This window comes from Enterobacter sp. PI-10 (assembly GCF_027947695.1).
GTDB classification, from domain to species: domain Bacteria; phylum Pseudomonadota; class Gammaproteobacteria; order Enterobacterales; family Enterobacteriaceae; genus Enterobacter; species Enterobacter vonholyi.
Genome location: NZ_JAJNOG010000001.1, coordinates 317,576 through 344,157, shown reverse-complemented (window position 1 = coordinate 344,157; position 26,582 = coordinate 317,576). Strand labels below are relative to the sequence as shown.

The window sequence follows — 26,582 nt, the reverse complement described above, 5'->3', positions numbered from 1 at the left end:
TGCACTATCCTAAAATTTCCTTCAGTACCGGCCCAATCTTTTCAAACGCCTGCGGTGAAATGATATCCACGTGGGCGCAGTCCTGGCTGTTCACCTCAAGTTCCGCCACCCACGGCGCCCATGCGGCCTGCGGATCCATCGTGCGCGTGCGCTCGGCGACAAACAGCGTCGCTTTGCCGTTAAAGCGCGCGCTGTGCGCCGTGGTGAGCAGCCGCACCGCATCGGCGTAGTTGCCCTCAATGGCGTTAAACAGCTCGCTGGAGCCCTGCCCCTGCTGGGCGGCGATAAACGCATGACGCTCGCGCTCGATCTCCGCCAGCACCGCTGGGTCGAGACCGTTAGCCTCTTTTTCCGCCCAGTTCTGGGTTTCCGGCGGCCAGGTATCCAGCAGGCCGAGGAACGACACCTCTTCACCCTGCTCGCGCAGGCGGGCCGCAATACCCTGCGCCAGCGTGCCGCCGAGGGAATAACCGAACAGATAATACGGCCCCTGCGGCTGCTGCTTACGCAACGTGTTCAGATGATGGTCGATCACCCCATCAAGATCCGCGCACTGCTGCATCGGGCCGTCCGGGCGCGGCGACTGAATGCCGACGATTGACCAGCGCGGGCTGAGATAGCGCGCCAGGACGCTAAACTGCCAGGCGAAGCCGGACGCCGGATGGAAGCAGAACAGCGTCGGGCCGTCGCTCTCACGCAGCGGCAGAAGCGTTTCAAACCCCAGACGCTGCGCCTGCTCGTCGCTCATCGCAGAATCCAACAGCGCGCTAAGCTTGCTCACCGTGGAGGCAACCATAATTTGCCCCGGCGTCACCTTGCGGTTGAACGTGCGGCTAAGCTTCGCCGCCAGACGCATGGCCAGCAGCGAGTGGCCGCCGAGGGCAAAGAAATCCGCCTCGATGTCATTGATCTCGCAGCCCAGCAGCGCGGTAAAAGCCCGCGCGACGGCGATTTCGGTTTCGCTTTCCGGCGCCCGCCCGGAGGTATTGCGGGTCAGTTCCGGCAGCGGCAGCGCCTTGCGGTCAAGCTTGCCGTTGGCGCTCAGCGGCAGCGCGCTGATTTGCAGCAGCACAACCGGCACCATATGCGGCGGCAACTGGGCTTTGAGTGATTCCAGCAGCGCATCACGATCCAGCGGTAAACCGGATCCAGAAACCACGTACCCCACCAGCTGACGGGCATCGCCACCCGTTGCAGCCGCCTGGTTGAAGACGCAGGCGTGCGCCACGGCCTGGGCCACGTCCGGCAGCGACAGCATCGCCCGGTCGATTTCGCCCAGCTCAATGCGCTGACCGCGAATTTTTAGCTGATCGTCGCTGCGGCCGAGATATTCCACCGCGCCGTTATCCAGCCAGCGGGCAACGTCGCCGGTGCGGTACATGCGCTCGCCGGGAGCGAACGGGTCAGCAATAAAGCGGCTGGCGGTGAGGTCCGGACGGCCCAGATATCCCTGCGCCAGCTGAATGCCGGTGAGATAAAGATCCCCCGCCACGCCGAACGGCACCGGGCGCATCATGGCATCCAGAATGCGCAGGCCCGTGTTCCACACCGGGAAGCCGATCGGCACGCTGTTGCCTGCAACTGCCGCCAGCTCAGGGCCATACGCCGGATACCAGCTGACGTCTACCGCCGCTTCCGTCGGGCCATAGAGGTTGTGCAGCGGCACGTGGGTCAGCTGTTCCCACTCGCGGCAAAGTTCCGTCGGCAGCGCTTCGCCGCTGCAGAACACCTGCTTAAGCGTTTTGCAGCAGTCGACGTTTTCCGGCGTCAGTGAGGCAACAAACGCCGCCAGCATCGACGGCACGAAGTGGGTGGTGGTCACGCCGTAGTGGGCGAAGAAGCTTTGCATTGCCTGCGGATCGCGGTGCGCGTCCGGCTCGGCCATCACCAGCTTCGCCCCGGCGATAAACGGCCACCAGAACTCCCACACCGACACGTCAAAGCTGCACGGCGTTTTCTGCGCCACCACGTCGCTCGCGTTCAGAGGGTAGCGATCCTGCATCCACTTCAGGCGGTTGACGATAGCGGTATGGCCGACCATGACCCCTTTCGGACGCCCGGTCGAACCGGAGGTAAAGATGATATACGCCGTCTGCTCCGGCTTCGCCAGCCGCAGCGGCTCAGCACCCGCGGTCGGTAATAGCGTGTTGTAACTAAACGTCTCGACGGAGAGATCGCTAAAGCGCGGAAGCTGTTCGTCAGTGGTAATGAGCAGCGACGGCTTCGCGTCCTCGAGCATCATCCGCAGGCGATCGTCCGGGTAGCCGGTGTCGAGCGGCAGCCATGCGGCGCCCGCCTCCACAATGCCGTGTAATGCTAACGTCAGGAATACCGAACGCGGCAGGGCCACCGCCACGCTGTCGCCCGGCTTCACGCCGCGCTCGCGCAGCTGGTTTGCCAGCGCGACGACCTGCTCGCGCATCTGGCTATAGTTCAGCTCAATATGCGCATCCGCCAGCGCCGGGGCGTCCGGCGTTTTGCTCGCTTGTTCCGCCACCAGATCCGCGAGCGTGGTGGACGGCAGCGCCAGTCCGGTATCGTTGATGCGCGCAAGCTGCGCGTATTCCTGTTCAGAAACGGTTTCCACTTCACCACAGCGCAGGTCCGGGTTGACCGCAAACTGAATCAGCATCGCGTTCAGGCGAGCGACGTGACGCTTCAGCGTCGCTTCATCGTAACGCTGCTTATTGGCGAGGATCTCAATGCTTAATCCACCCTGCTCGTCCGGGAACAACGCCAGCTCCAGATCGTTCACCGGTCCGGTCGCCAGCGTGTGGGTGATGGCCTCCACGCCGTCGATATCAAGCTGATAATCAAACACCTTAACGTTCAGCACGGGACCAAACAGCGCTTCATCACCCGCCGCTTTCCCGCTGTCTCGCACGATCTGCTCGGCGTCGTAGCGCTGGTGGCGGCGCATTTTTTTCAGCTGGTTCGCCAGGCGCAGCGCCAGCGAGGGCAGGCTCTCCTGCGCATTGATATTGACCGCCAGCGGCAGAACGTTAAGCACCGGGCCGGTCGCGGTCAGCGCGGCAGACCCCATGCGGCGCATAAAGATAAACCCGGCGGCGTAGTCCAGGCGTCCGGTAAGACGGCCCAGCCACAGCGCCACCAGCGCAAGCGCCAGTTCAGTACGCTGCGTCTGCCCTGCCGCCTGAGCAAGATGGCTAAAGGCTCGACCGTCGGCGTCAACCTTCAGGCGAAGAATATCGGTCGTGGCGGCGCGGCCCGGCAGCGGCGCGGAAGAGAGCGAGACCGGAGAAGGCAGCTGTTTACGCTGCTCGGCCCAGAAGGCGCCGTCGCGCCGGTACGCCTCGCTGTCGCGATAGCGCTGGTACTCGTCCACCACCTCTGCAAATGGGGTAAACGGGGATTCCGGCGTGGGTTCGCCCTTTTTCCACGCGGCATAAATTGCGGCGATCTGGCGGGTAATGGCCGGGAAGCTGAAGCCATCCACTACCAGATGATGATAGCGCTGATACCAGTACCAGTGGTTTTCACCGACCTGAATCAGCTGGTGAAATGCCAGCGGCTGGCCGCTGTCGACGCGCAGGTTCTGGTTAAGATCGGATTCCATCAGCGCCACGGCGGCGGCGTGGGAATCAACGCGAACAACGGGCGGTTCCGGCAGAATGAAGGTGTCATCCACCCACTGCCACACCTCACCGTTGTCTTCCGCAAAGCGCATGCGCAGGGTATCGGCCTGCATCATGCCTGCGGCAATGGCTTTTGCCAGCAGTGGCGCATCAATATCGCCTTTCAGCTCGGTGTAGTGCGCCACGCTCCAGGCGTTTGGCAGCGTGGACAGCTGTTCCGCCATCCAGATACCCGGCTGGGCAGCGACGAGAGGAAGACGGTTCATGCGTTCTCCCCCGCAAAGTGAGACGGCTCAAGCGTTTGCCAGCGTTCCGCCAGCCACTGCTGGCACGCCTCCTGAGACTGTGCTTCGCACACCACGCGCCACCCTGCCGGCAGTTCGCACTGCTGCGGCCACAGGCTGTACTGCCCCTGGTCATTTTGCAAAATGGCGAACTGTCCCTGCGGATTATCGAAAGGATTGCTGAATTCCATACAGACTCCGTTAGTGAATAAGCGGCTGCCAGAGGGTCATCAGCCCCTGCGTCAGCCCACCGCGCCAGCAAAGCGCGTCGTGTCCGCCGTCAACCTGACGCCAGATAACCGGTTGGTGCGTCTGCATCTCGGCGTAAATCGCCTGATTCGCGCGGAAGATGAGCGGCTCGTTGCGCCCGGCTTCAAGAATGATGCGTAGCCCGCGAGGGGATATTTCGCCGGCTTTAAGTTGTTCGATTAACAGCCCTTCCTGCTGCCCGCCGCGGTGCGGCCACCAGTAGGAGCCGGACTGGCTGAGCACGCAGCCAAAACGCTGCGGCCAGTTGAGGCCTGCATAAAGAGACGCGAGCCCGCCAAAGCTTTGCCCTGCGACCACCGTACGGTCGGCGCGGTCGCTGAACGGCGCGCGTTTTTGGACAAGGGGGAGAAGTTCTTCCTGCACCGCCAGCCAGAAATCGGGATTGCACGGCAGCTCGCGGTTGCGATGCTGCATGTCGATAACATCGATTAAGACGTAGACCGCAGGCGGTAATTTGCGCTCGGCGGTGAGAGACGCCAGCGCAGGCCAGACCGGCATGCTTTCGGCCCAGAACTGCCCGTCGAGCAGCACCGCCAGCGGACGTTCCAGGTTGTCGCCCCCGGTGGTGAAAATCCAGACGCGGCGGCGATTTTTCAGGCGCGCGCTTTCCCACTCAATGCAAATCGGAGGTTGATACGGCGTATCGGGATGATTCCAGCCCGGCTGAACCGGTGCTTGCGGCATCTCCAGCGCGGAGACGGCATGGCCGCGCCCGCCGCTCCAGCTCTGCGGATTCAGCGGGTCTGCAACCGCGTGCGGCAGCAGCCTGCGCCAGCCCTCGCGCAGCGCCATGCGGTCCGGCTGCTCGCCTTCAAACACGACGCTGGCAAAATCGTTTTCATTCACAGAGGGGATAAAGCAGTAGCTTCCGCGCCACTCGGGGCTGAACTCACCCTGCCACTGCCAGACGTCGGTATCGGGAATGCGTTTGAGGGACTGCGGACGGGTATTTTGGTGATGATCGGTCACGCCGGTGACGTAGAGCCAGACGCGTTTGATCGGTGACGTTCTTTGCGTTCCTGCCGGGTCACGCCACCAGAACGTGACGCGATATTTTCCCTTTTCCGGCTTCCATTCAGGCCCGTTTTTAGACTGCCACCACGCCTCACTTCCCGTTGTTAACGCCGTCACCCTTATAACCTCATGTTTAACAGTCTTTTTTGTTTCAGAGCAAATTTTATTGATAATATTATTGATAACTATTTGCATTTGCAATAGCGTAGTGCCCGCGCTGTGGGAAGCGCTCATAAAACAACCACAAAAGCAGGACGTACAATGAATAAGAAGATTCACTCTCTGGCCTTGCTGGTCAATTTAGGGATTTACGGCGTCGCGCTGCCCGCTCTGGCAGACGACAACACCGCCTCTGCGCAGCACGAAGACACGATGGTGATCACCGCCGCCGAGCAGAATCTGCAGGCGCCGGGGGTATCGACCATTACGGCCGATGAGATCCGCAAAAACCCGCCCGCGCGGGACGTGGCTGAAATCATCCGCACCATGCCGGGCGTTAACCTGACCGGTAACTCCACCAGCGGCCAGCGCGGGAATAACCGTCAGATTGATATCCGCGGCATGGGGCCAGAAAACACCCTGATCCTGATCGACGGCAAGCCGGTGACCAGCCGTAACTCTATCCGTCTGGGCTGGCGCGGCGAGCGCGACACCCGCGGTGATACCGGCTGGGTGCCGCCGGAGATGATCGAGCGTATCGAAGTGATCCGCGGTCCGGCCGCCGCGCGCTATGGCAACGGCGCGGCAGGTGGCGTGGTGAACATCATCACCAAAAAATTCGATGACCAGTGGCACGGCTCCTGGAACACCTACTTGAATGCGCCTGAGCACAAGGATGAAGGTTCCACCAAACGCACCAACTTCAGCCTGAGCGGCCCGCTGGGCGGCGACTTCAGCTTCCGCATGTTCGGTAACCTGGACAAAACCCAGGCCGACGCGTGGGACATCAACCAGGGTCACCAGTCTGACCGAACCGGTGCCTACGCCGACACGCTGCCCGCGGGCCGTGAAGGGGTGGAAAATAAAGACATCAACGGCGTGGTGCGCTGGGACTTTGCGCCGATGCAGTCCCTGGAATTTGAGGCGGGCTACAGCCGTCAGAATAACCTCTACGCCGGTGATACCCAGAACACCAACAACGACAACAGCTCCAGCGGCCTGGTGAAGAAGAACTACGGCAAAGAGACCAACCGTATCTATCGCCAGAACTTCGCGGTGACCTGGAACGGCGGCTGGGATAACGGCATCACGACCAGCAACTGGGCGCAGTACGAGCACACCCGCAACTCCCGTCTGGGCGAAGGGCTGGCGGGCGGTCTGGAAGGGCTGTTCAACAGCAATAAATTTACCGACACCGACCTGGCCGACGTGATGCTGCACAGCGAAATCAACCTGCCGATTGATTTCCTCGTTAACCAGAACCTGACGCTGGGCACCGAGTGGAACCAGCAGCGTATGAAGGACTCCACCTCCTTCACGCAAACCCAGCAGGGCGGCATCATTCCGGGCATGAGCAACGACCGCAGCCCGTACACCTCGGCAGAGATTTTCTCGCTGTTCGCCGAGAACAACATGGAGCTGACCGACAGCACCATGCTGACCCCTGCCCTGCGCTTCGACCATCACACCATCGTCGGCAACAACTGGAGCCCGTCACTTAATTTGTCGCAGGGTCTGGGGGATGACTTCACGCTGAAGATGGGGATCGCCCGCGCCTACAAAGCGCCGAGCCTGTACCAGACCAACCCGAACTACCTTCTCTACAGCAAAGGTCAGGGCTGCTACGCCAGCTCCGACGGCGTGGGCTGCTACATGATGGGTAACGACGACCTGAAGGCCGAAACCAGCATCAACAAAGAGATTGGCCTGGAGTGGAAACGCGACGGCTGGCTGGCGGGCGTGACCTGGTTCCGTAACGACTACCGCGACAAGATCGAAGCGGGCTACGCGCCGATCGGTCACACCTCGTCCGGTAAAGTGAAGACGGATATCTACCAGTGGGAAAACGTACCGAAGGCGGTGGTCGAAGGGCTGGAAGGCTCCCTGAACGTACCGGTCAGCGACACCATTAACTGGACCAACAATATTACATACATGCTGCAGAGCAAGAACAAGGAGACCGGCGATCGTCTGTCGATTATTCCAGAGTACACGCTGAACTCGACCCTGAGCTGGCAGGTGCATCAGGACGTGTCGCTCCAGTCGACCTTTACCTGGTACGGCAAGCAGCAGCCGAAGAAGTACAACTACAAAGGTCAGCCTGTGACCGGGTCTGAGAAAGACGAGGTCAGTCCGTACAGCATCGTTGGTCTGAGCGCAACCTGGGACATGACGAAGAACGTCAGCCTGACCGGCGGCGTGGATAACGTCTTCGACAAGCGCCAGTGGCGTGCGGGGAATGCCCAGACGACCGGGAACGCCACCACCGGCGCGTATATGTACGGTGCGGGGGCCTACACGTATAATGAACCGGGTCGAACCTGGTACATGAGCGTAAATACGCGTTTCTAAGGTAAAAACAAAACGGCAACCCAGTTGCCGTTTTTAGTGTTTGCTCCCTCTCCCCGTGGGAGAGGGCCGGGTTGAGGGCATCAGGCCGCACTATTTGTTGATAGAGGGGAAAACATGCGCACAACCCACACCACGTTCATTCTCGCCGGCCACACCGTCCACCACGTCACCTTCGACCCAACTACCTTCACCGACGCCGATCTTCTCTGGCTCCCCCATCACGCAGAGCTTTCAAACGCCGGACGCAAACGAAAAGCCGAGCATCTGGCAGGCCGCACTGCCGCCGCGCATGCCCTCAGTGCGATAAATGAACGCGTAATTCCCGGTATCGGCCCCAGCGGTGAACCGCTCTGGCCGGAAGGCGTCTCAGGGAGCATCACCCACAGCGGCACGCAGGCAATGGCGGTTGTCGTCAGTCATCCAGATGCGCTTGTGGGTATTGATTGCGAAGCCATTCTTCCAGACCGTGAAGCCCGCGAAATCCAGGACGGTATCATTGATGCACAGGAAGCGATGTGCCTGACGCACTCGGGCTACCCTTTTGCGCTGGCGCTGACGCTCACTTTTAGCGCCAAAGAAAGTTTGTTTAAGGCGTTCTTTCCGCAGGTGAAGACTTTTATGGGGTTTGAGTGGGCGAGAGTCACAGAGTTAACGGAAAAAACAATCACGCTGGCGCTTTCGCACCCGGCTGGAGACTATCCTGAGGGTAAACGCTTCACCCTCATCTGGCAGAATAATGATACGAGCGTGTGGACACTGCTAAAAGCCTGATGGCGCAACGCTTATCAGGCCTACAGTAAAGCGGTTTGTAGGCCGGGTAAGCGCAGTGCCACCCGGCATGAGGACAGCGGCGATGCCTTTATACGTTCTTCAGATCAAGGCTCAAACATCCGGGAACATCACGCTATTACCCGGCGCTTCCCTGTGGAGATGGATAAAGTTCAGGTGCCGTTCATACTGATCCAGAATGTCCGTAATCACCTGCTCCTTGCTGTAGTCCATCAAATCATTCCCCTGGCTTCCTTCCAGCAGGAAGGTCTCCAGCCGGTAGTAGGTCGACTTCCCGCTGCGCGCCCGGTAGGTAAACCCGGGCACCGAGTACTGCTGCGGCCAGATCTGGTAGACAAAGTTCTGCTCGTCGCCCATGTGCACCAGCAGATCCAGGTGACCCAGGGTCTCGCCCTCCTCCGGCGGCAGATTTTTGAGCTCCACGTAGGCGCCACGCAGCTTCAGCTCCTGCGCCACCTCTTCCATCGCAGGGAAGCAGACGGTCTCCATCATCTGTTTGGTGTAGCGCGTGCCCGGGTAGTTCATCAGTCGCGACAGGCGTTTCTTCCAGCTCAGCCTGTCCTGCGCTCCCATCGGACGCGGCGCGGTGTCGCGGCTGGCGCTGACGCGGCGGTAGTCTTCCACCTTGAGCGATTTATACAGCCCGGCCATGACAAAGAAGATGACGAAGCTGAACGGCAGCCCCATGATCACCGTGGTGTTCTGCAGCGCCGAGATGCCGTTGGTCATCAGCATGCCGAGCGTCAGCAGGCCGATGGCAACGGACCAGAAGATGCGCAGCCAGTTCGGCGCGTCGCTGTTGATGTCTTTGAGCTTCGAGGTGAAGTTGCCCAGCACAAGCGCGCCGGAGTCCGCCGAGGTGACGTAAAACAGCAGGCCGGTGATGGTCGCCACGGAGGCGCTAAAGGTAAACGCCGGGTACTGCGCCAGCAGGCTGTAGAAGCCGCGCTCCGGGTGCGCCATCGCTTCCTGCGCGAAGGTTGCATTGCCGTGGATGATCTCGTGCAGCGCGCTGTTGCCGAAAATAGACAGCCACAGCAGGGTAAAGGTGAACGGGATAATCAGCGTACCCATTACGAACTGACGAATGGTGCGGCCACGCGAAATGCGCGCGAGGAACAGGCCGACAAACGGCGACCACGCGACCCACCACGCCCAGAAGAACAGCGTCCAGTTGTTCATCCACTCCACCGGGCGGTCGAAGGCGAAGCTGTTCAGCGTCATGCCCATAAAGCGGTTCACGTAGTCGCCCACGTTCAGCACTAAGGCATTGAGCAGAAACGAGGTGTCGCCCATAAACAGCACGAACAGGATCAGGCCCAGCGCCAGCGCCACGTTCAGCTCGGACAGCACGCGGATGCCCTTATCAACGCCAGACGTCACCGAAATGGTGGCGATAATGACGGAGAGCGCGATCAGCGCCGCTTTCGCCGCCATCGAGTCCGGAATATCAAACAGCACGCTCAGCCCGTAGTTGAGCTGCACCACGCCGATCCCGAGCGTTGTCGCGATGCCGAAGATGGTGCCGATCACCGCCGCAATGTCGACGCTGTGGCCAATCGGGCCGTTAATCTTTTTACCGAAGATCGGGTAGAGCGCAGAGCGAATGGTGAGGGGTAAATTATAACGATAGCTAAAGTATCCCAGCGCCATGCCCATCAGGGCGTACATCGACCAGCCCGTCAGTCCGTAGTGGAACAGCGTCCAGACCATCGCCTGGCGCGCGGCCTCCATCGTCTGCCCCGCCCCTTCTGGCGGCTGCATATACTGCGTGACCGGTTCCGCCACGGAGAAGAACATCAGGTCGATGCCGATGCCCGCGGCAAACAGCATTGCGGCCCAGCTCAGCAGGCTGAACTCGGGCTTGGACTGCTCAGGCCCGAGCTTTACCGAACCAAAGCGCGAGCAGGCAATGCAGACCACGAAGACAATATAGAGCGTCGCCGCCAGCAGGTAGTACCAGCCGAAGGTCTTCGACACCCAGTTCAGGGTGCGCCCAATCCACTCGGCAGAAAAATCACGAAAGAAGATCGTCGTCAGGGAAAACAACAAAATCAGCCCGGCGGACGTATAAAAAACGACCGGGTTGATTTTGTCTTTTTCTCTGTCCTGTGAAAGGTCTGTCATCCAGTATCCTCACTGTTTTTGTAACTATTAAAATCCAAATCCGCAACAATTAAGACACATTTTATATTGAACGTCCAATCAAAAACCGCTTTAATGTATAACCAACGCTGATGAATGGAGTGGCAACAATGCCCAAAGTGGGGATGCAGCCGATCCGGCGCAGGCAGCTTATCGACGCCACGCTGGAAGCAATAAATGAAGTGGGAATGCATGACGCGACGATCGCGCAGATCGCCCGTCGGGCGGGCGTTTCCACGGGGATCATCAGTCACTACTTCAAAGACAAAAACGGTCTGCTGGAAGCGACCATGCGCGACATCACCGGCCAGCTGCGCGACGCGGTTTTGAGCCGCCTGCACGCCCTGCCGAACGGCAGCGCGGAGCAGCGTCTGCAGGCGATTGTCGGCGGCAATTTTGATGAAACCCAGACCAGCGGCGCGGCAATGAAGGCCTGGCTGGCCTTCTGGGCGAGCAGCATGCACCAGCCGATGCTCTACCGCCTGCAGCAGGTGAGCAGCCGCCGCCTGCTGTCGAACCTGGTGTACGAGTTCCGCCGCGAGCTTCCGCGCGAACAGGCCCAGGAGGCGGGCTACGGGCTGGCGGCGCTGATCGACGGGCTGTGGCTGCGCGCCGCGCTGAGCGGCAAACCGCTGGATAAGACCCAGGCCCAGTCACTGACCAGCCACTTTATCAGCCAGCATTTACCGACCGAATAACCGAGGAGAATTTATGTCCCGAATGGCAGAACAGCAGCTTTATATCAATGGTGGTTATACATCGGCCACCAGCGGTCGCACCTTCGAGACCATCAACCCGGCCAACGGTGAAGTCCTGGCGACCGTACAGGCCGCCGGGCGCGAGGACGTCGATCGCGCCGTAGAAAGCGCAACGCGCGGGCAAAAAGTCTGGGCGGCGATGACCGCCATGGAGCGCTCGCGCATCCTGCGTCGCGCCGTCGACATCCTGCGCGAGCGCAACGACGAGCTGGCGAAGCTGGAAACCCTCGACACCGGTAAAGCGTATTCCGAAACCTCAACCGTCGACATCGTCACCGGCGCGGACGTGCTGGAGTACTACGCGGGGCTGATCCCGGCGCTGGAAGGCAGCCAGATCCCGCTGCGTGAGACCTCGTTCGTCTACACCCGCCGCGAGCCGCTGGGCGTGGTGGCGGGCATCGGCGCGTGGAACTACCCGATCCAGATAGCCCTGTGGAAATCCGCCCCGGCGCTGGCGGCGGGCAACGCAATGATCTTCAAGCCGAGCGAAGTGACCCCGCTCACCGCCCTGAAGCTTGCAGAGATCTACACCGAAGCGGGCGTTCCGGACGGCGTGTTTAACGTCCTTCCGGGCGTGGGCGCGGAGACCGGTCAGTACCTGACCGAGCATTCGGGCATCGCCAAAGTCTCCTTTACCGGCGGCGTCGCCAGCGGAAAAAAAGTGATGGCCAACTCGGCGGCCTCGTCCCTGAAAGAGGTGACGATGGAGCTGGGCGGCAAATCCCCGCTGATTATTTTCGACGATGCCGATCTCGATCTCGCGGCGGACATCGCCATGATGGCCAACTTCTTCAGCTCCGGCCAGGTGTGTACCAACGGCACCCGCGTGTTTGTTCCGGCTAAGTTCAAAGCCGCGTTTGAGCAGAAAATCGTTGAGCGCGTGGGCCGCATCCGCGCGGGCGATCTGTTCAATGAAACCACCAACTTTGGTCCGATGGTCAGCTTCCCGCACCGCGACAGCGTGATGCGCTACATCGCCAAAGGCAAAGAGGAAGGCGCGCGCGTGCTGTGCGGCGGCGACGTGCTGAAGGGCGAAGGCTTCGATAACGGCGCGTGGGTAGCCCCGACCGTGTTCACCGACTGCACTGACGAAATGACCATCGTGCGCGAAGAGATCTTCGGCCCGGTGATGTCCATCCTGACCTATGACACCGATGAAGAAGCGATTCGCCGCGCCAACGATACCGACTACGGTCTGGCGGCGGGCATCGTCACGACAGACCTGAACCGCGCCCACGGCGCCATTCATCAGCTCGAAGCGGGCATCTGCTGGATCAACACCTGGGGTGAATCCGCCGCAGAGATGCCGGTCGGCGGCTACAAGCACTCCGGCATTGGCCGCGAGAACGGCGTGATGACGCTGCAAAGCTACACCCAGGTGAAGTCCATCCAGGTTGAGATGGGTAAATTCCAGTCCATATTTTAACCGGGAGGTTTATTTGCAATTTGACTACATCATTATCGGGGCCGGCTCTGCCGGCAACGTGCTGGCAACGCGACTGACTGAAGATCCGAACACCACCGTCCTGCTGCTTGAGGCAGGCGGGCCGGACTACCGCTTTGACTTCCGCACCCAGATGCCCGCCGCGCTGGCGTTCCCGCTCCAGGGCAAGCGCTACAACTGGGCGTACGAAACCGAGCCAGAGCCGTACATGAACAACCGCCGCATGGAGTGCGGTCGCGGCAAAGGACTGGGCGGCTCGTCGCTGATCAACGGCATGTGCTACATCCGCGGTAACGCGATGGACCTCGACCACTGGGCAAAAGAGCCGGGCCTGGAGCACTGGAGCTACCTCAACTGCCTGCCCTACTACCGCAAGGCAGAGACCCGCGACGTGGGGCCGAACGACTATCACGGCGGCGACGGTCCGGTGAGCGTCACCACCTCGAAGCCGGGCGTGAACCCGCTGTTTGAGGCGATGGTGGAAGCGGGCGTGCAGGCGGGCTATCCGCGCACCGACGATCTCAACGGCTATCAGCAGGAAGGCTTCGGCCCGATGGACCGCACGGTCACGCCGCAGGGCCGACGCGCCAGCACCGCGCGCGGCTATCTGGATCAGGCGAAACCCCGTCCGAATCTGACCATCCGCACCCACGCCATGACCGATCGCATTCTGTTTGACGGCAAGCGCGCCGTGGGTGTCGAGTGGCTGGAGGGCGAAAGCACCATTCCGTCCAAAGCAACGGCGAAGAAAGAAGTGCTGCTGAGCGCCGGGGCGATTGCCTCCCCGCAGATCCTCCAGCGCTCCGGCGTGGGCAATGCTGACCTGCTGAAGCAGTTTGATATCCCGCTGGTGCACGACCTGCCCGGCGTGGGGGAAAATCTGCAGGATCACCTGGAGATGTACCTCCAGTATGAATGCAAAGAGCCGGTCTCTCTCTACCCTGCCCTGCAGTGGTGGAACCAGCCGAAGATTGGCGCCGAGTGGCTGTTTGGCGGCACCGGCGTGGGCGCGAGCAACCACTTCGAAGCGGGCGGGTTTATCCGCAGCCGCGAGGAGTTCGAGTGGCCGAACATTCAGTACCACTTCCTGCCGGTGGCGATTAACTACAACGGCTCGAACGCGGTGAAAGAGCACGGCTTCCAGTGCCACGTTGGCTCCATGCGCTCCCCGAGCCGTGGGCATGTGCGTATTAAGTCGCGCGATCCGCACCAGCATCCGGCGATCCTGTTCAACTATATGTCCCACGAGCAGGACTGGCAGGAGTTCCGCGACGCGATCCGCATCACCCGCGAGATCATGCACCAGCCCGCGCTGGACAAGTACCGCGGCCGTGAAATCAGTCCGGGTATTGACTGCCAGACCGACGAGCAGCTGGACGAGTTCGTGCGTAACCACGCCGAAACCGCGTTCCACCCGTGCGGCACCTGCAAGATGGGTTACGACGAGATGGCTGTGGTCGACGGCGAAGGCCGCGTTCACGGGCTGGAAGGGCTGCGCGTGGTGGATGCGTCGATTATGCCGCAGATCATCACCGGCAACCTGAACGCCACCACTATTATGATCGGCGAAAAGATTGCCGACGCGATCCGCGGGCGCGAGCCGCTGGCAAAAAGTACGGCCGCGTATTATGTGGCGAACGGGGCGCCGGTAAGACGCTGAGGATATTTCCCCTCACCCGAGCCCTCTCCCTCAAGGGAGAGGGCGTTTATCTTCCCACCCAAAATTTTTTTATTTTCCTGCATCCAGTTTCCATCCTCCCCTCGTATATGCATATGTGAGCAACCCCTTTGCTCCCTAATCCGAGGAAAGATGATGAAAAAGCTAACCCGTGTTGCATTCGTAACCAGCGCTTTACTCTTCTGTGCAGGCGCATCAGCAGCCATGACGTCAGGCTCCGTGATGGTGGGCGGAGCGGAAATGTACCCGAGCAAAAATATTGTTGAAAACGCCGTGAACTCGAAAGATCACACTACGCTGGTGGCTGCCGTCAAAGCGGCCGGGCTGGTGGATACTCTCCAGAGCAAAGGGCCATTCACCGTGTTTGCCCCAACCAATGCGGCGTTTGCGAAACTGCCTGCCGGCACGGTCGAGAACCTGGTCAAACCCGAAAACAAAGCCACGCTCACCAGCATTCTGACCTATCACGTGGTCGCCGGTAATTACGATATGAAAACGCTGGAGCAGAAAATTAAACAGGGCGGCGGCCGCGCGGAGCTGAAGACCGTTAACGGTCAGCCGCTGTGGATCATGAGCAACGGCCCGCACAATATTCAGCTCAAGGATGGTAAAGGTAATGTGGCGAACATTAGCACCTATGACGTTCATCAAAAAAACGGCGTGATCGATGTGATTGATACCGTTCTGATGCCTAAGTAGTTGTCTATACTTCGGAAGTGTGACGTTGCCTTCCGGGAATAATATGGATAACGCGCTGGCTGAACAGCAGCTGAAATTAATGCAGGCGGTCGCAAACGGCGATCGCCGTGCATTTGAACAACTTTATCGACTCACATCGCCACACCTGTTTGCCGTCGCGCTGCGCATGCTGCACGACCGCGCATGGGCAGAAGAGATCCTTCACGACTGTTTTATCACCGTCTGGAGTAAAGCTGAAACCTACAACGCTGCACTGAGCTCCCCGATGACCTGGCTTACGCATATTGTGCGCAACCGGTGTATCGACTGGCTGCGCAGCGGGCAAACCCGGGCGGCCGACCGCGAGGCGCCGTATAACGAAGCGCTTTTGCCTTGCGAGAACGATGAGCAGAATAACTGGCACGACGATGGGCAGGCAGCACGGCTCAGGCAGTGTCTCGAACATTTGAGCAGCGAGCAGCGCCAGAGCATTACGCTCGCCTACTATCAGGGAATGTCTCACAGCGACATTGCCGACTGGCTCCAGCAGCCTCTTGGCTCGGTGAAAAGCTGGATACGTCGGGCAATGGACCATCTTCGGGAGTGTGTCGGGCTATGAATGACGCAGAAAAACGCGACGACATGCTGGCAGCAGAGTATGCCCTCGGCACGCTGCGGGGAGGAGCACGGCTTCAGTTCCAGAAACGGGTTGCCCATGAACCCGCCCTAGCCGCCCGCGTCGCGTACTGGCAGGAAATGTTCAGCACGCTGGATAGCCATCTTGTGCCCGTCCCTCCACCCGAGACGGTGTGGAAAAGAATCGCCCTCGATCTGCCGCCTAAAATGCCTTTACGCAAAAGTCGGCCTTATGTCGGCTGGATGGTTGCAGCCTCACTCGCCGCCCTGGCGGTCGTTGCCTGGTATGCCACCCGAGCCCCGGAACTCGTTCCGCTGATGGTCCTCAACGATGCCCAACAGCACGGGGAGTGGGTCATCAGCGCGGATGCCAGCCGCCAGCACTTGAGCATTGCCCCACTTCGGCCGACGGCCGTCGCGGCGCAACACAGCCTGCAGCTTTGGCTGATCCCAGGCGGGCAGGCGCCGGTCTCCATGGGGCTGCTGCATAACGACATACCGACACGCGTCACCCTCAGGAACACAACTCTCCCTCCTGACGCCATGATAGCCATAAGCCTTGAACCAGAGGGCGGCTCGCCCACTGACCTCCCGACAGGGCCGGTGCTTTACAGTGGCAAATTGTAATCCTCAGGCCCTGTTCGCAGGGCCGCTATCGTTAACCAATTTCATTTATATAATACCCTCGGTTACCTATAAGAATTAAATATTAGCCCTGCAATTAGTTTAATTATTAAAAAACGACATTGACAGACTCTTCCGCACTCCATTAAGTTTTACACGAACATCCTTTTATTCCTGATACACAATATATCAAAAAACGCGTTAATGAATTTGTCATTATTCATTAACGCTTCTCTGCCTTTTATTTTTTGCATCACTCAATAGCGAGATAAGATCATGAATAATAGTGCAAACAAAGTTGTTGTTATCACCGGCGCCAGCAGCGGTATTGGTGAGGCCATCGCCCTTCATCTGGCAGATAAACCTTTTTCACTGGTGCTTGTTGCCCGTCGTCTGGAGAGAATTAATGCCCTGGTGGACCGCATCATCCAGCAGGGTGGCCAGGCGATAGCCGTAAAGGCCGATGTCACCCGTCAGGAAGAGGTGCAGCGCGCCATTGACGCTGCCGTTGCCGCCTACCAGCGCGTGGATGTGCTGATCAATAACGCGGGCTTTATGGCTATCGCCCCGCTCAGCGAGCTGAAAACCGACGAATGGGACAAGATGATTGATACCAATCTGAAAGGGGTGCTGTACGGCATCGCCGCGGCTTTCCCGGTGTTCCAGCGTCAGGGCCGCGGGCATTTTATAAACGTTGCCTCCGTCGCGGGCATCAAAGTGCTGGCCCCTGGCGGCGTGGTGTATAGCGCCACGAAATTCGCCGTCCGCGCGCTGAGTGAAGGCTTACGTCAGGAGGCGGGTAAAACCATCCGCACGACGCTTATTTCTCCCGGTGCCGTCGAAAGCGAACTGCAGTTCGGCAGCTCTGATGCCCCAAGCAAACAGTTCCTGCATGAATTTTACAAGCAGGCTATTCCGGCTGACGCAATTGCCCGCTCCGTTTTATTTGCCATCGAACAGCCGGGCGACGTTGATATTAATGAAATTGTTGTTCGTCCGACGCAGGAAGAATTTTAGCCTGCGTTAAATAATGCTGAATGAGGTGTCATTATGATTAAATCATTAACGTCCTTATCAGATTTAAATATGCGATCGGGTGCCGACATTTTTCTTGACGTGCTGGAGAGTGAAGGGGTGGAATATATTTTTGGTAACCCCGGAACAACCGAACTTCCGCTCATTGATGCCCTGCTTCGCCATGAAAATATTCACTATATTCTCGCGCTTCAGGAAAGCACCGTGGTGGCCATTGCCGACGGCTACGCAAAAGCCTCCGGCAAAACGGGCTTTATTAATTTGCATACCGCCAGCGGCCTGGGACACGGCATGGGGAACCTCATTAATTCGCGGATCATGAAAACTCCGCTGGTGGTCACCGTCGGACAGCAGGACACGCGGCACTACGTCCGCGACCCGCTGCTGTATGACGATATTGTTTCCATAGGCTCCCCGGTCATGAAATGGGCGCAGGAGGTTACCAGCGCCGACCAGCTCCCGGTTCTTGTGCGCCGCGCGTTTCACGCGGCCAGCTACCCTCCGGGTGGCCCGGTCCTGCTTTCACTCCCGATGAACGTCATGGAAGAGCTGAGCGACGCCGGAATACAGACGGCATCCAGAGTGAACTACCACACCGTCGCGGGCTCGCTGGACGAGCTGGCGGAGGCGCTCAGCGAAGTCACCCCGGGCAGGATCATGATTGTGGCGGGAGATGAAGTTCACTCCAGCGGCTCGACGCAGGAGATTGTCCAGCTTGCTGAAGCGCTCAGCGCCCATGTCTACGGCTCCTCCTGGCCCCTGAATTTGCCCTTCCCTACGCAGCATGCGCTCTGGCGGGGCAATATGCCCACCACCGCCAGCGAAATCGCCAGCATCATCAACGCCTACGATGCCGTATTTATCATCGGCGGCAGAAGCCTGATCACCATTTTGTACAGCGAGGGCGAGGCCATTCCGGAAACCTGCGCGGTATATCAGCTTTCGGCGGATATGCACGAGCTTGGCCGCACCTATGCCACTCGCCTTTCAGTGATGGGGGATATCAAACTGTCCCTGCATGAACTGCTGCCAAAGCTTAAGCAGCGACTGATCGCCAGCACGCTGGCCCACCAGCGGCTGCTGGTTGCGGCCCGTGACGAACGGGAGAAGGAGTGGCAGCAGCAGGAAGAACGTCTGGCCGCCGAGCGGCTACGCCCGGCGATCTCCCCGATGGTGGCGGCCTGGGAAGTCATCCGGTCCATTCCGGCGGGTACCACCATCGTGGATGAGGCGATAGCGACCGCCAGGCATGTCCGCCGGTTCATCTCTGACCAGCAGCACCAGCGCTACTACTTTATGCGCGGCGGCGGACTGGGCTGGGGGATGCCTGCCTCAGTAGGGCACTCGCTGGGACGCGGACGGGAGCCGGTGGTCTGCCTGATAGGCGACGGGGCCTCCCTGTACTCGCCGCAGGCGCTCTGGACGGCGGCACACGAAAATCTGCCGGTCACCTTTATCGTCATGAATAACAGGGAGTACAACATCCTGAAAAACTTTATGAAGAGCCAGGCTGACTACAGCTCAACGCGGCTGGGGCGTTTTATCGGGATGGACCTGGTGAACCCGCATATTGATTTTCAGTCGCTTGCCACCGCCATGGGCGTCCACTGCTGCCGGGTAACCGAGGCTGCAGATATCGCCGAAGCGGTAACGCGCGGCCTGCAGTCAGGAAAAACCAACCTGATTGAAATCGCGATTTCCGCGGATTAATCGCGCGCTTACGCTGTACCCTACATAAAAAACTTATAACCGAAACGCCTCAAGCCGCTTTATCTGCCGCCCTTCATGGTCAAAATTCTCCGCCGCCAGCCAGGCGCGCAGCTCCGCGTCTCTTTGTGGCCATTCGCCGTCAATAACAGAAAGCATATCGCTGTCGCGGTTGCGCCCTTTGCGCACCAGCTTCTGGCGCAGGCGCCCTTCCCAGACAAACCCCAGCCGCTCCGCCGCCCTGCGTGAGGCAACGTTCATGGAATCACACTTCCACTCGAGGCGCCGGTAGCCGTGCTCAAACGCATTTTTCAGCAGCAGCCACACCGTTTCGGTGCCGATGCGGGATCCTTTCATTTTGCGCGACCAGGTGACGTGACCAATTTCCACCGAGCCCAACAGCCGCTCGTTAGCCATATAGCTCACCAGCCCCACCGCCCGTTCGGTGCGTAAATCAATGACGGCAAACGGCACCAGCGCATCGTCCATGACTTTCGCCACGATCCAGTGCGCGGTGGCTTCCACGCTCGTGGGCTGCGTGCTGGCAAGCCACGTCCAGTCGCTGTCGTCGCCCAGCGCGTAGGCCTCATAGAGATCGGCCGCGTGGCGATCGGCGTCCAGCGGCTCCAGGCGACAATACTGGCCGAACAGCGGGGTGCGGGTTAATACGCGCGCGCCTTTCCAGTCGGGAACGATATCGTTAACGGTTTGACCATGTTGATTGATTTCGGGCACGGCGGTGACTCCCTGAAAGGTAAGGCATTTGTTATAGCAGGTTAAAAAGCAGGCGAAAAGCAACGTGTTTTAATAGCCCGAGCGCATGCGATATTCCCGGAAGGCATAAGTAAAGCTGAATTTCGACTTTGCGGAATGTCACACTCGACCTAACGTAGCGGAGCATAAAACAATCACAATATATTCTTCTCAGGGATCGCTATGACGAAAAAACTGCTGCCGTTACTGGTACTGACTGCGCTCTCAGGCGCTGTCCACGCCGCTACTCCGCCCAACACGCTGGTGGTTGCCCAGGGGCTTGATGACATCGTGAGCCTCGACCCGGCCGAAGCCAACGAGCTCTCCAGCATCCAGACCGTCCCGAGTCTGTACCAGCGTCTGGTGCAGCCGGACCGCGATAACCCGGAAAAAATCACGCCGATTCTGGCAGAAAGCTGGGAAGCGGACGCGGCAGCAAAAACCCTGACCATCAAGCTCAAGCCCGATGCGAAATTCGCCTCCGGCAACCCGCTGCGCCCGGAAGACGTAATTTTCTCTTACACCCGCGCCGTGACGCTGAACAAATCCCCGGCCTTTATTCTCAACGTGCTGGGCTGGGACGCGAGCAACATCGCCAGCCAGCTGAAAAAGGTGGACGATCACACCCTCCAGCTTCACTGGACGGCGGACGTGAGCCCGTCGGTGGCGCTGAATATTCTCTCCACGCCGATTGCATCTATCGTGGATGAAAAAGAGGTCGCCGCGAACGTGAAGGATAATGACTTCGGTAACGCGTGGCTAAAAATGCACTCGGCGGGCAGCGGCGCGTTCAAAATGCGCGTCTATCAGCCGCATCAGGCCATCGTGCTGGAAGCCAACGACTCCGCCCCCGGCGGCGCGCCGAAGCTGAAAAGCATCATCATTAAAAACGTCCCCGATCCGGCTTCGCGCCGCCTGCTGATCCAGCAGGGTGATGCGGACGTGGCGCGCGATCTCGGTGCAGATCAGATAAGCGCCCTGGACGGCAAGCCGGGCGTGAAGGTGCTGAGCATCCCGTCTGCGGAGCAGAATTACCTGGTGTTTAACACCGGCAACAGCGCCAACCCGCTTCTGAACAACCCGGCGTTCTGGGAAGCCTCGCGCTGGCTGGTCGATTATGACGGCATCACGAAGAACTTGCTGAAAGGCCAGTATTTTGTTCATCAGAGCTTCCTGCCGGTCGGCCTGCCGGGCGCGCTGGAAGACAACCCGTTTAAGTTTGACCCTGCAAAAGCGAAAGACATCCTCGCCAAAGCGGGCATTAAGGACGCGCACTTCACGCTGGACGTGGAGAACAAGCCGCCGTTTATCACCATTGCCCAGTCAATGCAGGCGAGCTTTGCGCAGGGTGGCGTGAAGGTGGATCTGCTGCCTGCCGCCGGGAGCCAGGTCTATGCCCGCGTGCGCGCTAAGCAGCATCAGGCGGCGATTCGTCTGTGGATCCCGGACTACTTCGATGCGCACTCCAACGCCAGCGCCTTCGCGTGGAACGACGGTAAATCCAGCACCGTGGCCGGTCTGAACGGCTGGAAAATCCCGGAGCTGAACAAGGCAACGCTGGCGGCGGTTGCCGAGCCGGATCCGGCGAAGCGTCTGGACCTGTACAAGAAAATGCAGGAACAGCTTCAGCAGAGCTCGCCGTACGTGTTCGTCGATCAGGGCAAAACCCAGATCGTGGTGCGCGATAACGTGGAGGGGTATCAGCAGGGGCTGAACGCGGATATGGTCTGGTACGATCGCGTCACGAAGTAGCCCTTGTTGCCGGGTGGCGCTGCGCTGACCCGGCCTGTGTTATCGGTTTTTGTAGGCCGGGTAAGGCGAAGCCGCACCCGGCATGAAGAGATTTCCCATGCCACATCTTTCCACCCGCGTGCTTCAGGGCCTGCTGACCCTGCTGCTCACGCTCTTCGGGCTGCTGCTCGTCACGTTTGCGCTCTCGGCGTTTTCACCGGTCGATCGCGTGCTGCAGATCGTCGGCGATCACGCCAGCCAGTCGACGTACGATCAGGTTCGCCACCAGCTAGGCCTGGATCGGCCCCTGCCCGTGCAATTCTGGCATTACCTGCAAAACCTTGCCCACGGGGATTTAGGCACCGCCAGCGCCACCGGACAGCCGGTGCTGCAGGATCTGCTGCACGCATTCCCCGCCACGCTGGAGCTGGCAACGCTGGCGTTAATCATCGGCGCCGTGCTCGGCGTGACTGCCGGAGTGCTGTGTGCTCGCTACGCCGGTTCGCCGCTCGATTTAGCCATCAGAACCCTCACCCTGCTCGGCAACTCGGTGCCGATCTTCTGGCTCGGCCTGCTGATGCTGGCCCTGTTCTACGCGAAGCTGCAGTGGAGCGCGGGCCCCGGCAGGCTGGACGATATCTGGCAGTTCACCGTCGAGCCGCGCACAGGCTTTGCGCTGATAGATACCTGGCTTTCCGGCGATCGCGAGGCGTTCCGCAATGCCCTCAGCCACCTGGTGCTGCCGGTGCTGCTGCTGGCCTATTACTCGCTGGCAAGCATTACCCGCCTGACGCGCTCGGCCTGCCTGAGCGAGATGAACAAAGAGTACATCCTGCTTGCCCGCGCAAAAGGTGCTGGGGAGGTGACCATCCTGCTGCGACACGTGCTGCCGAACATTCGCGGCACCCTGCTGACGGTGATCGCGCTGGCCTACACCAGCATGCTGGAGGGCGCGGTATTGACCGAAACCGTCTTCTCATGGCCGGGGATCGGGCGCTATCTCACCACCGCCCTGTTCGCCGGAGACACCACCGCGGTCATGGGCGGCACGCTGCTGATTGGCGTCTGCTTTGTCCTGATCAATAACCTTACCGACCTGCTCGTGCGGGCAACCGATCCCAGGGTACGCTGATGCCGTTATATCTCTTCTTACGCCGGCTAAGCCGCTCCCCTGCCGCATTTTGCGGGCTGGTTGCCATCACGCTGCTGGGGGTTATTGCCCTGTTCGCGCCGTGGCTGGCCCCGGTTGACCCGAACTGGCAGGACGCCGCCGCGCGCCTGCAGGCACCGAACGGCCAGCACTGGCTGGGCACAGACAGCTACGGTCGCGATCTGCTTTCGCGCCTGATTTACGGCACCCGTCCGGCGCTCGGGCTGGTGGCGTTAGTCACCGTTATTACCCTGGCCGCCGGGCTGCTGGTGGGTATTTTGTCCGGCTACTACGGCGGCTGGCTGGAGCGCATCCTGATGCGTTTTACCGACGTGGTGATGTCAATGCCGCGCCTGATCCTCGCCTTCGCGTTTGTGGCGATGCTTGGCCCGGGGCTGGTCAACGGCGCGCTGGCGCTGGCCTTAACCACCTGGCCCGCCTACGCGCGTCAGGCCCGAAGTGAAATTCAGCGCCTGCGCCACAGCGATTACCTGGCCGCCGCGGAGATGATGGGCATCCGCGGCCTGCGCCTGCTGGTCGGGCATATTCTGCCCCTGTGTTTGCCGTCCGCGATTGTGCGGCTGGCGCTGGATCTGGCAGGCATTATTCTGGCCGCCGCCGGTCTCGGCTTCCTCGGCCTTGGCGCACGTCCGCCCATGGCCGAATGGGGAGCGATGATTGCCGACGGCATGCAGGTGATTTTCGACCAGTGGTGGATTGCCGCCATTCCGGGCGGGGCCATCCTGTTTGCCAGCCTGGCGTTTAACCTGCTGGGCGATGGCCTGCGCGACGTACTGGAGCCACAGCATGAATGAACCCCGCGTCATCGTCGATGCGCTGAATATCGACTACCCCGCCGCGCGCGTGGTCAACAACCTGAGCTTTACGCTTGGCAACGAGCGGCTGGCGCTGGTGGGGGAATCCGGCTCCGGCAAGTCCATGTCCGCCCGCGCGCTGATGGGTCTGGTGCGAAAACCCGGTATCGTGAGCGCCAACCGGCTTAACGTGCTTGGCAACGACCTGCTGACCCTGAACGCCCGCCGCTGGCAGGCGCTGCGCGGTAACGGGATTGCGATGGTCCTGCAGGACCCGCGCTACGCGCTGAATCCGGCGAAAAACGTCGTCGCTCAGCTTGATGAGGCGCAGACCCTGCATCAGCGCCTGCCCCGCGCTGAACGCCTGGCGCGCATTCACGACATCCTCCGCGCCGTCGGACTCAACGAACATGTCCTCCAGCGCTACCCCGGGGAACTCTCCGGGGGCATGGGCCAGCGGGTGATGATTGCGATGGCGCTGCTCAACAACCCGCAGGTGCTGATTGCCGATGAACCCACCTCCGCGCTGGACGCCCGCCTGCGCAACCAGATCCTCGAGCTGCTGGTGCAGCAGTGCGAAGAACGCCAGATGGCGATGCTGTTAATCAGCCACGATCTGCCGCTGGTGGCGGAGCACTGCGACCGCGTGCTGGTGATGTATCAGGGCGAAAAGGTCGATGAGATGGCGGCAAGCCATCTCCCGCAGGCGACGCATCCGTACACGCGAACCCTGTGGACCTGTCGTCCAGACGCCAATACCTATGGGCAGATGCTGCCGACGCTCGATCGTTCGCAGCCGTGGAAGGAGGCCAACGATGGCGCTCGTTGAGGTTAACCAGGTGCAGGTCACCTTCGGGGAAAAAACGGCGGTTTCGGCCGCCAGCTTTAGCATTGAGAGAGGCGAGACGTTCAGCCTGATCGGTGAATCCGGCTGCGGCAAATCGACCCTTCTGCGCGTGCTGGCTGGGCTGCAGCGCGAGTGGCGCGGCAGTATTGCGCTACTGGGAGAAGCGTTAACGCCAGGACGACGTTTTGAAGGCGAGCTTCGCCGCAACGTGCAGATGGTATTTCAGGATCCGTGGGCGTCGCTGCACCCGAACCACACCATTGCGCGCACTCTGTCGGAGCCGTTAAAAATCCACGGCGAAACGCAGATTGCCGAAAAGGTGGCGGATGCGCTGCAGCAGGTGGGGCTTTCCGCCGACGCGGGCAGGCGCTACCCGCACCAGCTTTCCGGCGGCCAGCGCCAGCGCGTGGCTATTGCCCGCGCGCTGCTGCTGCGCCCGCAGCTTCTGCTGCTGGACGAGCCGACCTCGGCGCTGGATATGTCGGTGCAGGCAGAGATCCTGAACCTGCTCAACCGTCTTAAGGCCGAGCACGAGATGACCTATCTGCTGGTGAGCCACGACGCGGACGTGATTGCCCATATGTCTGACCGGGCGGCGTTTATGGCGCACGGGGCGATCCAGAAGGTATTTGACCGTGAGGCTATGTTAAGAGGCGAGCACAGGATGGGGTAAACCGTGCGGCGGCGCGGGTTTTCCAGGCCGGGTAAGGCATCGCCGCCACCCGGCCTACAATTACTTCAGCAGCTTCACCGTGGCATCAATGTCGATCTCATCTTCGGTGAAGATCAGCGTCGTGTTCTGGAAGGTGGTGATCGCCAGCTTCTTCACCGTGCGCATTTCGCCCGGCTTTTTATCAGATTTCGGCTTGATGCTGTTCATCAGCAGCCCCACCGACAGCACCGCATTCTCTTTGTCGATTTTGGTATCGGCAGGCTCTTCTTCGCTGAACACCACGAAGGACTTGATCGAGCTGAGCTTCACGCGCTCGCCTGCGATATAGAGATGTTTGCTTTCGGGGATCACCTTCACCGCGTAGGCGGAAAGGCCTTTGTTGTTGGTCGTTGGCTCAAAGGTCACCGCGGCATCTTTCTTAATCAGATCGGGGTTCGCGACCTTAATCACATGAAAATAGCGGTTGTCGCCGTTTTCATCTTTGATAAATCCAAAGCCTTTATCTTTAAACCACGTTGTGATTGTACCGTTCATCGCTGTTACCGCCTGTCAGATCGTAATGACTAAAGTTTTGCAGCGCGCAGTGTAATGCACAATGACGGAGGAGACAAAAAAAAGCCCCTGCACGGGTGCAGGGGAAAACTCATGTCAGAGCTTATTAGAATTTAGTTGAACACCATCCCACCATCGATGAGCAGAGACTGGCCGGTCATGTAGTCGGAATCCGGTCCTGCCAGGTATGAAACGCAGGCGGCGACATCTTCCGGTTCGGAAAGGCGGCCAAGCGTAATGCGTTTGGCAAAAGTCTCGGTTCCGTAGCCGAGCGGTTTACCCGCCGCCTCGGAGACCTGACGGTCGATCTCCGCCCACATCGGCGTTTTCACGATGCCCGGGCAGTAGGCGTTAACGGTGATCCCCAGCGGAGCAAGATCCCGCGCGGCGGTCTGGGTTAGGCCGCGCACCGCGAATTTACTGGAACTGTAGACGGCCAGCTCCGGGTTACCGGTGTGGCCCGCCTGGGAGCAGGCGTTGATGATTTTGCCGCCGTGCCCCTCTTTGCGGAACGCGTCAATCGCCGCCTGAATGCCCCAGATCACCCCTTTCACGTTGATGTTGTAGACCTTGTCGACAATCTCCGGCGTGATGGATTCGATTGGCGTAGACGGCGCGATCCCGGCGTTGTTGACGATCACGTGGAAACCGCCCAGCGCGGTGCGGGCTTTCTCCACCGCCGCAAATACCTGTTCGCGGTCAGAGACGTCCACCTTCACGGCAACGGCGTTACCGCCGTTACGGATGATTTCATCGGCCACGGCTCTGGCCGTCTCCGCGTTATAGTCGGCGATGGCGACGGCAAAGCCATCCTTCACCAGACGAAGCGCAATCGCTTTACCAATCCCCTGGCCTGAGCCTGTTACGAGAGCAACTTTTTGCATTTCTCTGT

Annotated in this window: 22 protein-coding genes; 15 read left to right on the top strand and 7 right to left on the bottom strand. The window is 60.0% G+C overall.

Translation table 11 applies throughout. The features are described from left to right. Window positions 1-4: 4 nt before the first annotated feature. From entF to fes, 3 genes are read right to left on the bottom strand one after another with little or no spacing between them, the layout of a single operon-like run. Window positions 5-3,862, bottom strand: coding sequence for an enterobactin non-ribosomal peptide synthetase EntF (gene entF / locus LRM19_RS01680; protein ID WP_271367068.1), 3,858 nt, complete (start codon window positions 3,860-3,862; stop codon window positions 5-7). Then, a complete protein-coding gene (locus tag LRM19_RS01675; protein WP_249575732.1) occupies window positions 3,859-4,071 on the bottom strand; it encodes an MbtH family protein in 213 nt (70 codons plus the stop codon). Before LRM19_RS01675 ends, entF begins: the two co-directional genes overlap by 4 nt. Before the next feature lie 10 nt (window positions 4,072-4,081). After that, window positions 4,082-5,281, bottom strand: coding sequence for an enterochelin esterase (fes, locus tag LRM19_RS01670; protein ID WP_271367066.1), 1,200 nt, complete (start codon window positions 5,279-5,281; stop codon window positions 4,082-4,084). A 144-nt stretch (window positions 5,282-5,425) separates the two neighbouring features. Here fes and LRM19_RS01665 point away from each other — a divergent pair, with 144 nt between their 5' ends. Together LRM19_RS01665 and entD are read left to right on the top strand one after the other, a co-directional pair. Then, complete coding sequence (locus tag LRM19_RS01665) at window positions 5,426-7,675, top strand: TonB-dependent siderophore receptor (RefSeq protein WP_115874453.1); 2,250 nt, start codon at window positions 5,426-5,428, stop codon at window positions 7,673-7,675. Window positions 7,676-7,789: 114 nt separating this feature from the next. Next, on the top strand, window positions 7,790-8,446 hold the full coding sequence (entD, locus tag LRM19_RS01660) for an enterobactin synthase subunit EntD (protein ID WP_248172891.1): 657 nt from the start codon (window positions 7,790-7,792) through the stop codon (window positions 8,444-8,446). A 111-nt stretch (window positions 8,447-8,557) separates the two neighbouring features. Here entD and betT read toward each other — a convergent pair whose 3' ends face one another. Beyond that, window positions 8,558-10,591 carry a choline BCCT transporter BetT gene (gene betT / locus LRM19_RS01655; RefSeq protein WP_029741651.1) on the bottom strand — a complete coding sequence of 678 codons (2,034 nt, stop codon included), beginning with the start codon at window positions 10,589-10,591 and terminating at the stop codon, window positions 8,558-8,560. A 128-nt stretch (window positions 10,592-10,719) separates the two neighbouring features. Here betT and betI point away from each other — a divergent pair, with 128 nt between their 5' ends. From betI to LRM19_RS01615, 8 genes are all read left to right on the top strand, one after another. Next, window positions 10,720-11,307 (top strand): transcriptional regulator BetI, encoded by a 588-nt coding sequence (gene betI / locus LRM19_RS01650; protein ID WP_111964437.1) that lies wholly within the window; start codon window positions 10,720-10,722, stop codon window positions 11,305-11,307. Between the two features lie 13 nt (window positions 11,308-11,320). Continuing rightward, window positions 11,321-12,793: a betaine-aldehyde dehydrogenase gene (gene betB / locus LRM19_RS01645; RefSeq protein WP_271367062.1), complete on the top strand. Its 1,473-nt coding sequence runs from the start codon at window positions 11,321-11,323 to the stop codon at window positions 12,791-12,793. Between the two features lie 13 nt (window positions 12,794-12,806). Then, complete coding sequence (gene betA, locus LRM19_RS01640) at window positions 12,807-14,471, top strand: choline dehydrogenase (protein ID WP_127729938.1); 1,665 nt, start codon at window positions 12,807-12,809, stop codon at window positions 14,469-14,471. Window positions 14,472-14,624: 153 nt separating this feature from the next. Continuing rightward, entirely contained in the window at window positions 14,625-15,188 is a 564-nt protein-coding gene (locus tag LRM19_RS01635; RefSeq protein WP_271367060.1) for a fasciclin domain-containing protein, read from the top strand. Window positions 15,189-15,231: 43 nt separating this feature from the next. Then, window positions 15,232-15,786, top strand: coding sequence for an RNA polymerase sigma factor (locus LRM19_RS01630; protein ID WP_111964441.1), 555 nt, complete (start codon window positions 15,232-15,234; stop codon window positions 15,784-15,786). After that, window positions 15,783-16,430, top strand: coding sequence for an anti-sigma factor (locus tag LRM19_RS01625; RefSeq protein ID WP_271367059.1), 648 nt, complete (start codon window positions 15,783-15,785; stop codon window positions 16,428-16,430). Before LRM19_RS01630 ends, LRM19_RS01625 begins: the two co-directional genes overlap by 4 nt. 273 nt (window positions 16,431-16,703) lie before the next feature. Further along, entirely contained in the window at window positions 16,704-17,444 is a 741-nt protein-coding gene (locus LRM19_RS01620; RefSeq protein WP_271367058.1) for an SDR family oxidoreductase, read from the top strand. Window positions 17,445-17,477: 33 nt separating this feature from the next. Beyond that, the gene (locus tag LRM19_RS01615; RefSeq protein WP_271367057.1) at window positions 17,478-19,172 is read left to right on the top strand and encodes a thiamine pyrophosphate-binding protein; all 1,695 of its coding nucleotides are present in this window, start codon (window positions 17,478-17,480) and stop codon (window positions 19,170-19,172) included. 33 nt (window positions 19,173-19,205) lie between these two features. Here LRM19_RS01615 and LRM19_RS01610 read toward each other — a convergent pair whose 3' ends face one another. Further along, window positions 19,206-19,904, bottom strand: a complete 699-nt coding sequence (locus LRM19_RS01610) for a GNAT family N-acetyltransferase (protein WP_249575737.1) — start codon at window positions 19,902-19,904, stop codon at window positions 19,206-19,208. Window positions 19,905-20,105: 201 nt separating this feature from the next. Here LRM19_RS01610 and LRM19_RS01605 point away from each other — a divergent pair, with 201 nt between their 5' ends. From LRM19_RS01605 to LRM19_RS01585, 5 genes are all read left to right on the top strand, one after another. Continuing rightward, window positions 20,106-21,674: an ABC transporter substrate-binding protein gene (locus LRM19_RS01605; protein ID WP_271367055.1), complete on the top strand. Its 1,569-nt coding sequence runs from the start codon at window positions 20,106-20,108 to the stop codon at window positions 21,672-21,674. A 97-nt stretch (window positions 21,675-21,771) separates the two neighbouring features. Then, entirely contained in the window at window positions 21,772-22,785 is a 1,014-nt protein-coding gene (locus LRM19_RS01600) for an ABC transporter permease (RefSeq protein WP_127729927.1), read from the top strand. After that, window positions 22,785-23,618 (top strand): ABC transporter permease, encoded by an 834-nt coding sequence (locus tag LRM19_RS01595; protein WP_271367054.1) that lies wholly within the window; start codon window positions 22,785-22,787, stop codon window positions 23,616-23,618. The genes LRM19_RS01600 and LRM19_RS01595 overlap by 1 nt, the downstream gene beginning before the upstream one ends. Continuing rightward, entirely contained in the window at window positions 23,611-24,447 is an 837-nt protein-coding gene (locus LRM19_RS01590) for an ABC transporter ATP-binding protein (RefSeq protein WP_271367053.1), read from the top strand. The genes LRM19_RS01595 and LRM19_RS01590 overlap by 8 nt, the downstream gene beginning before the upstream one ends. After that, the gene (locus tag LRM19_RS01585; protein ID WP_115874440.1) at window positions 24,434-25,138 is read left to right on the top strand and encodes an ABC transporter ATP-binding protein; all 705 of its coding nucleotides are present in this window, start codon (window positions 24,434-24,436) and stop codon (window positions 25,136-25,138) included. The genes LRM19_RS01590 and LRM19_RS01585 overlap by 14 nt, the downstream gene beginning before the upstream one ends. A 60-nt stretch (window positions 25,139-25,198) precedes the next feature. Here the strand turns inward: LRM19_RS01585 and LRM19_RS01580 are convergent, their stop codons facing one another. Then, window positions 25,199-25,672, bottom strand: coding sequence for a cold-shock protein (locus LRM19_RS01580; RefSeq protein ID WP_111964451.1), 474 nt, complete (start codon window positions 25,670-25,672; stop codon window positions 25,199-25,201). A gap of 131 nt (window positions 25,673-25,803) precedes the next feature. Then, the gene (locus LRM19_RS01575; RefSeq protein WP_023618768.1) at window positions 25,804-26,574 is read right to left on the bottom strand and encodes a (S)-acetoin forming diacetyl reductase; all 771 of its coding nucleotides are present in this window, start codon (window positions 26,572-26,574) and stop codon (window positions 25,804-25,806) included. Window positions 26,575-26,582: the final 8 nt, after the last annotated feature.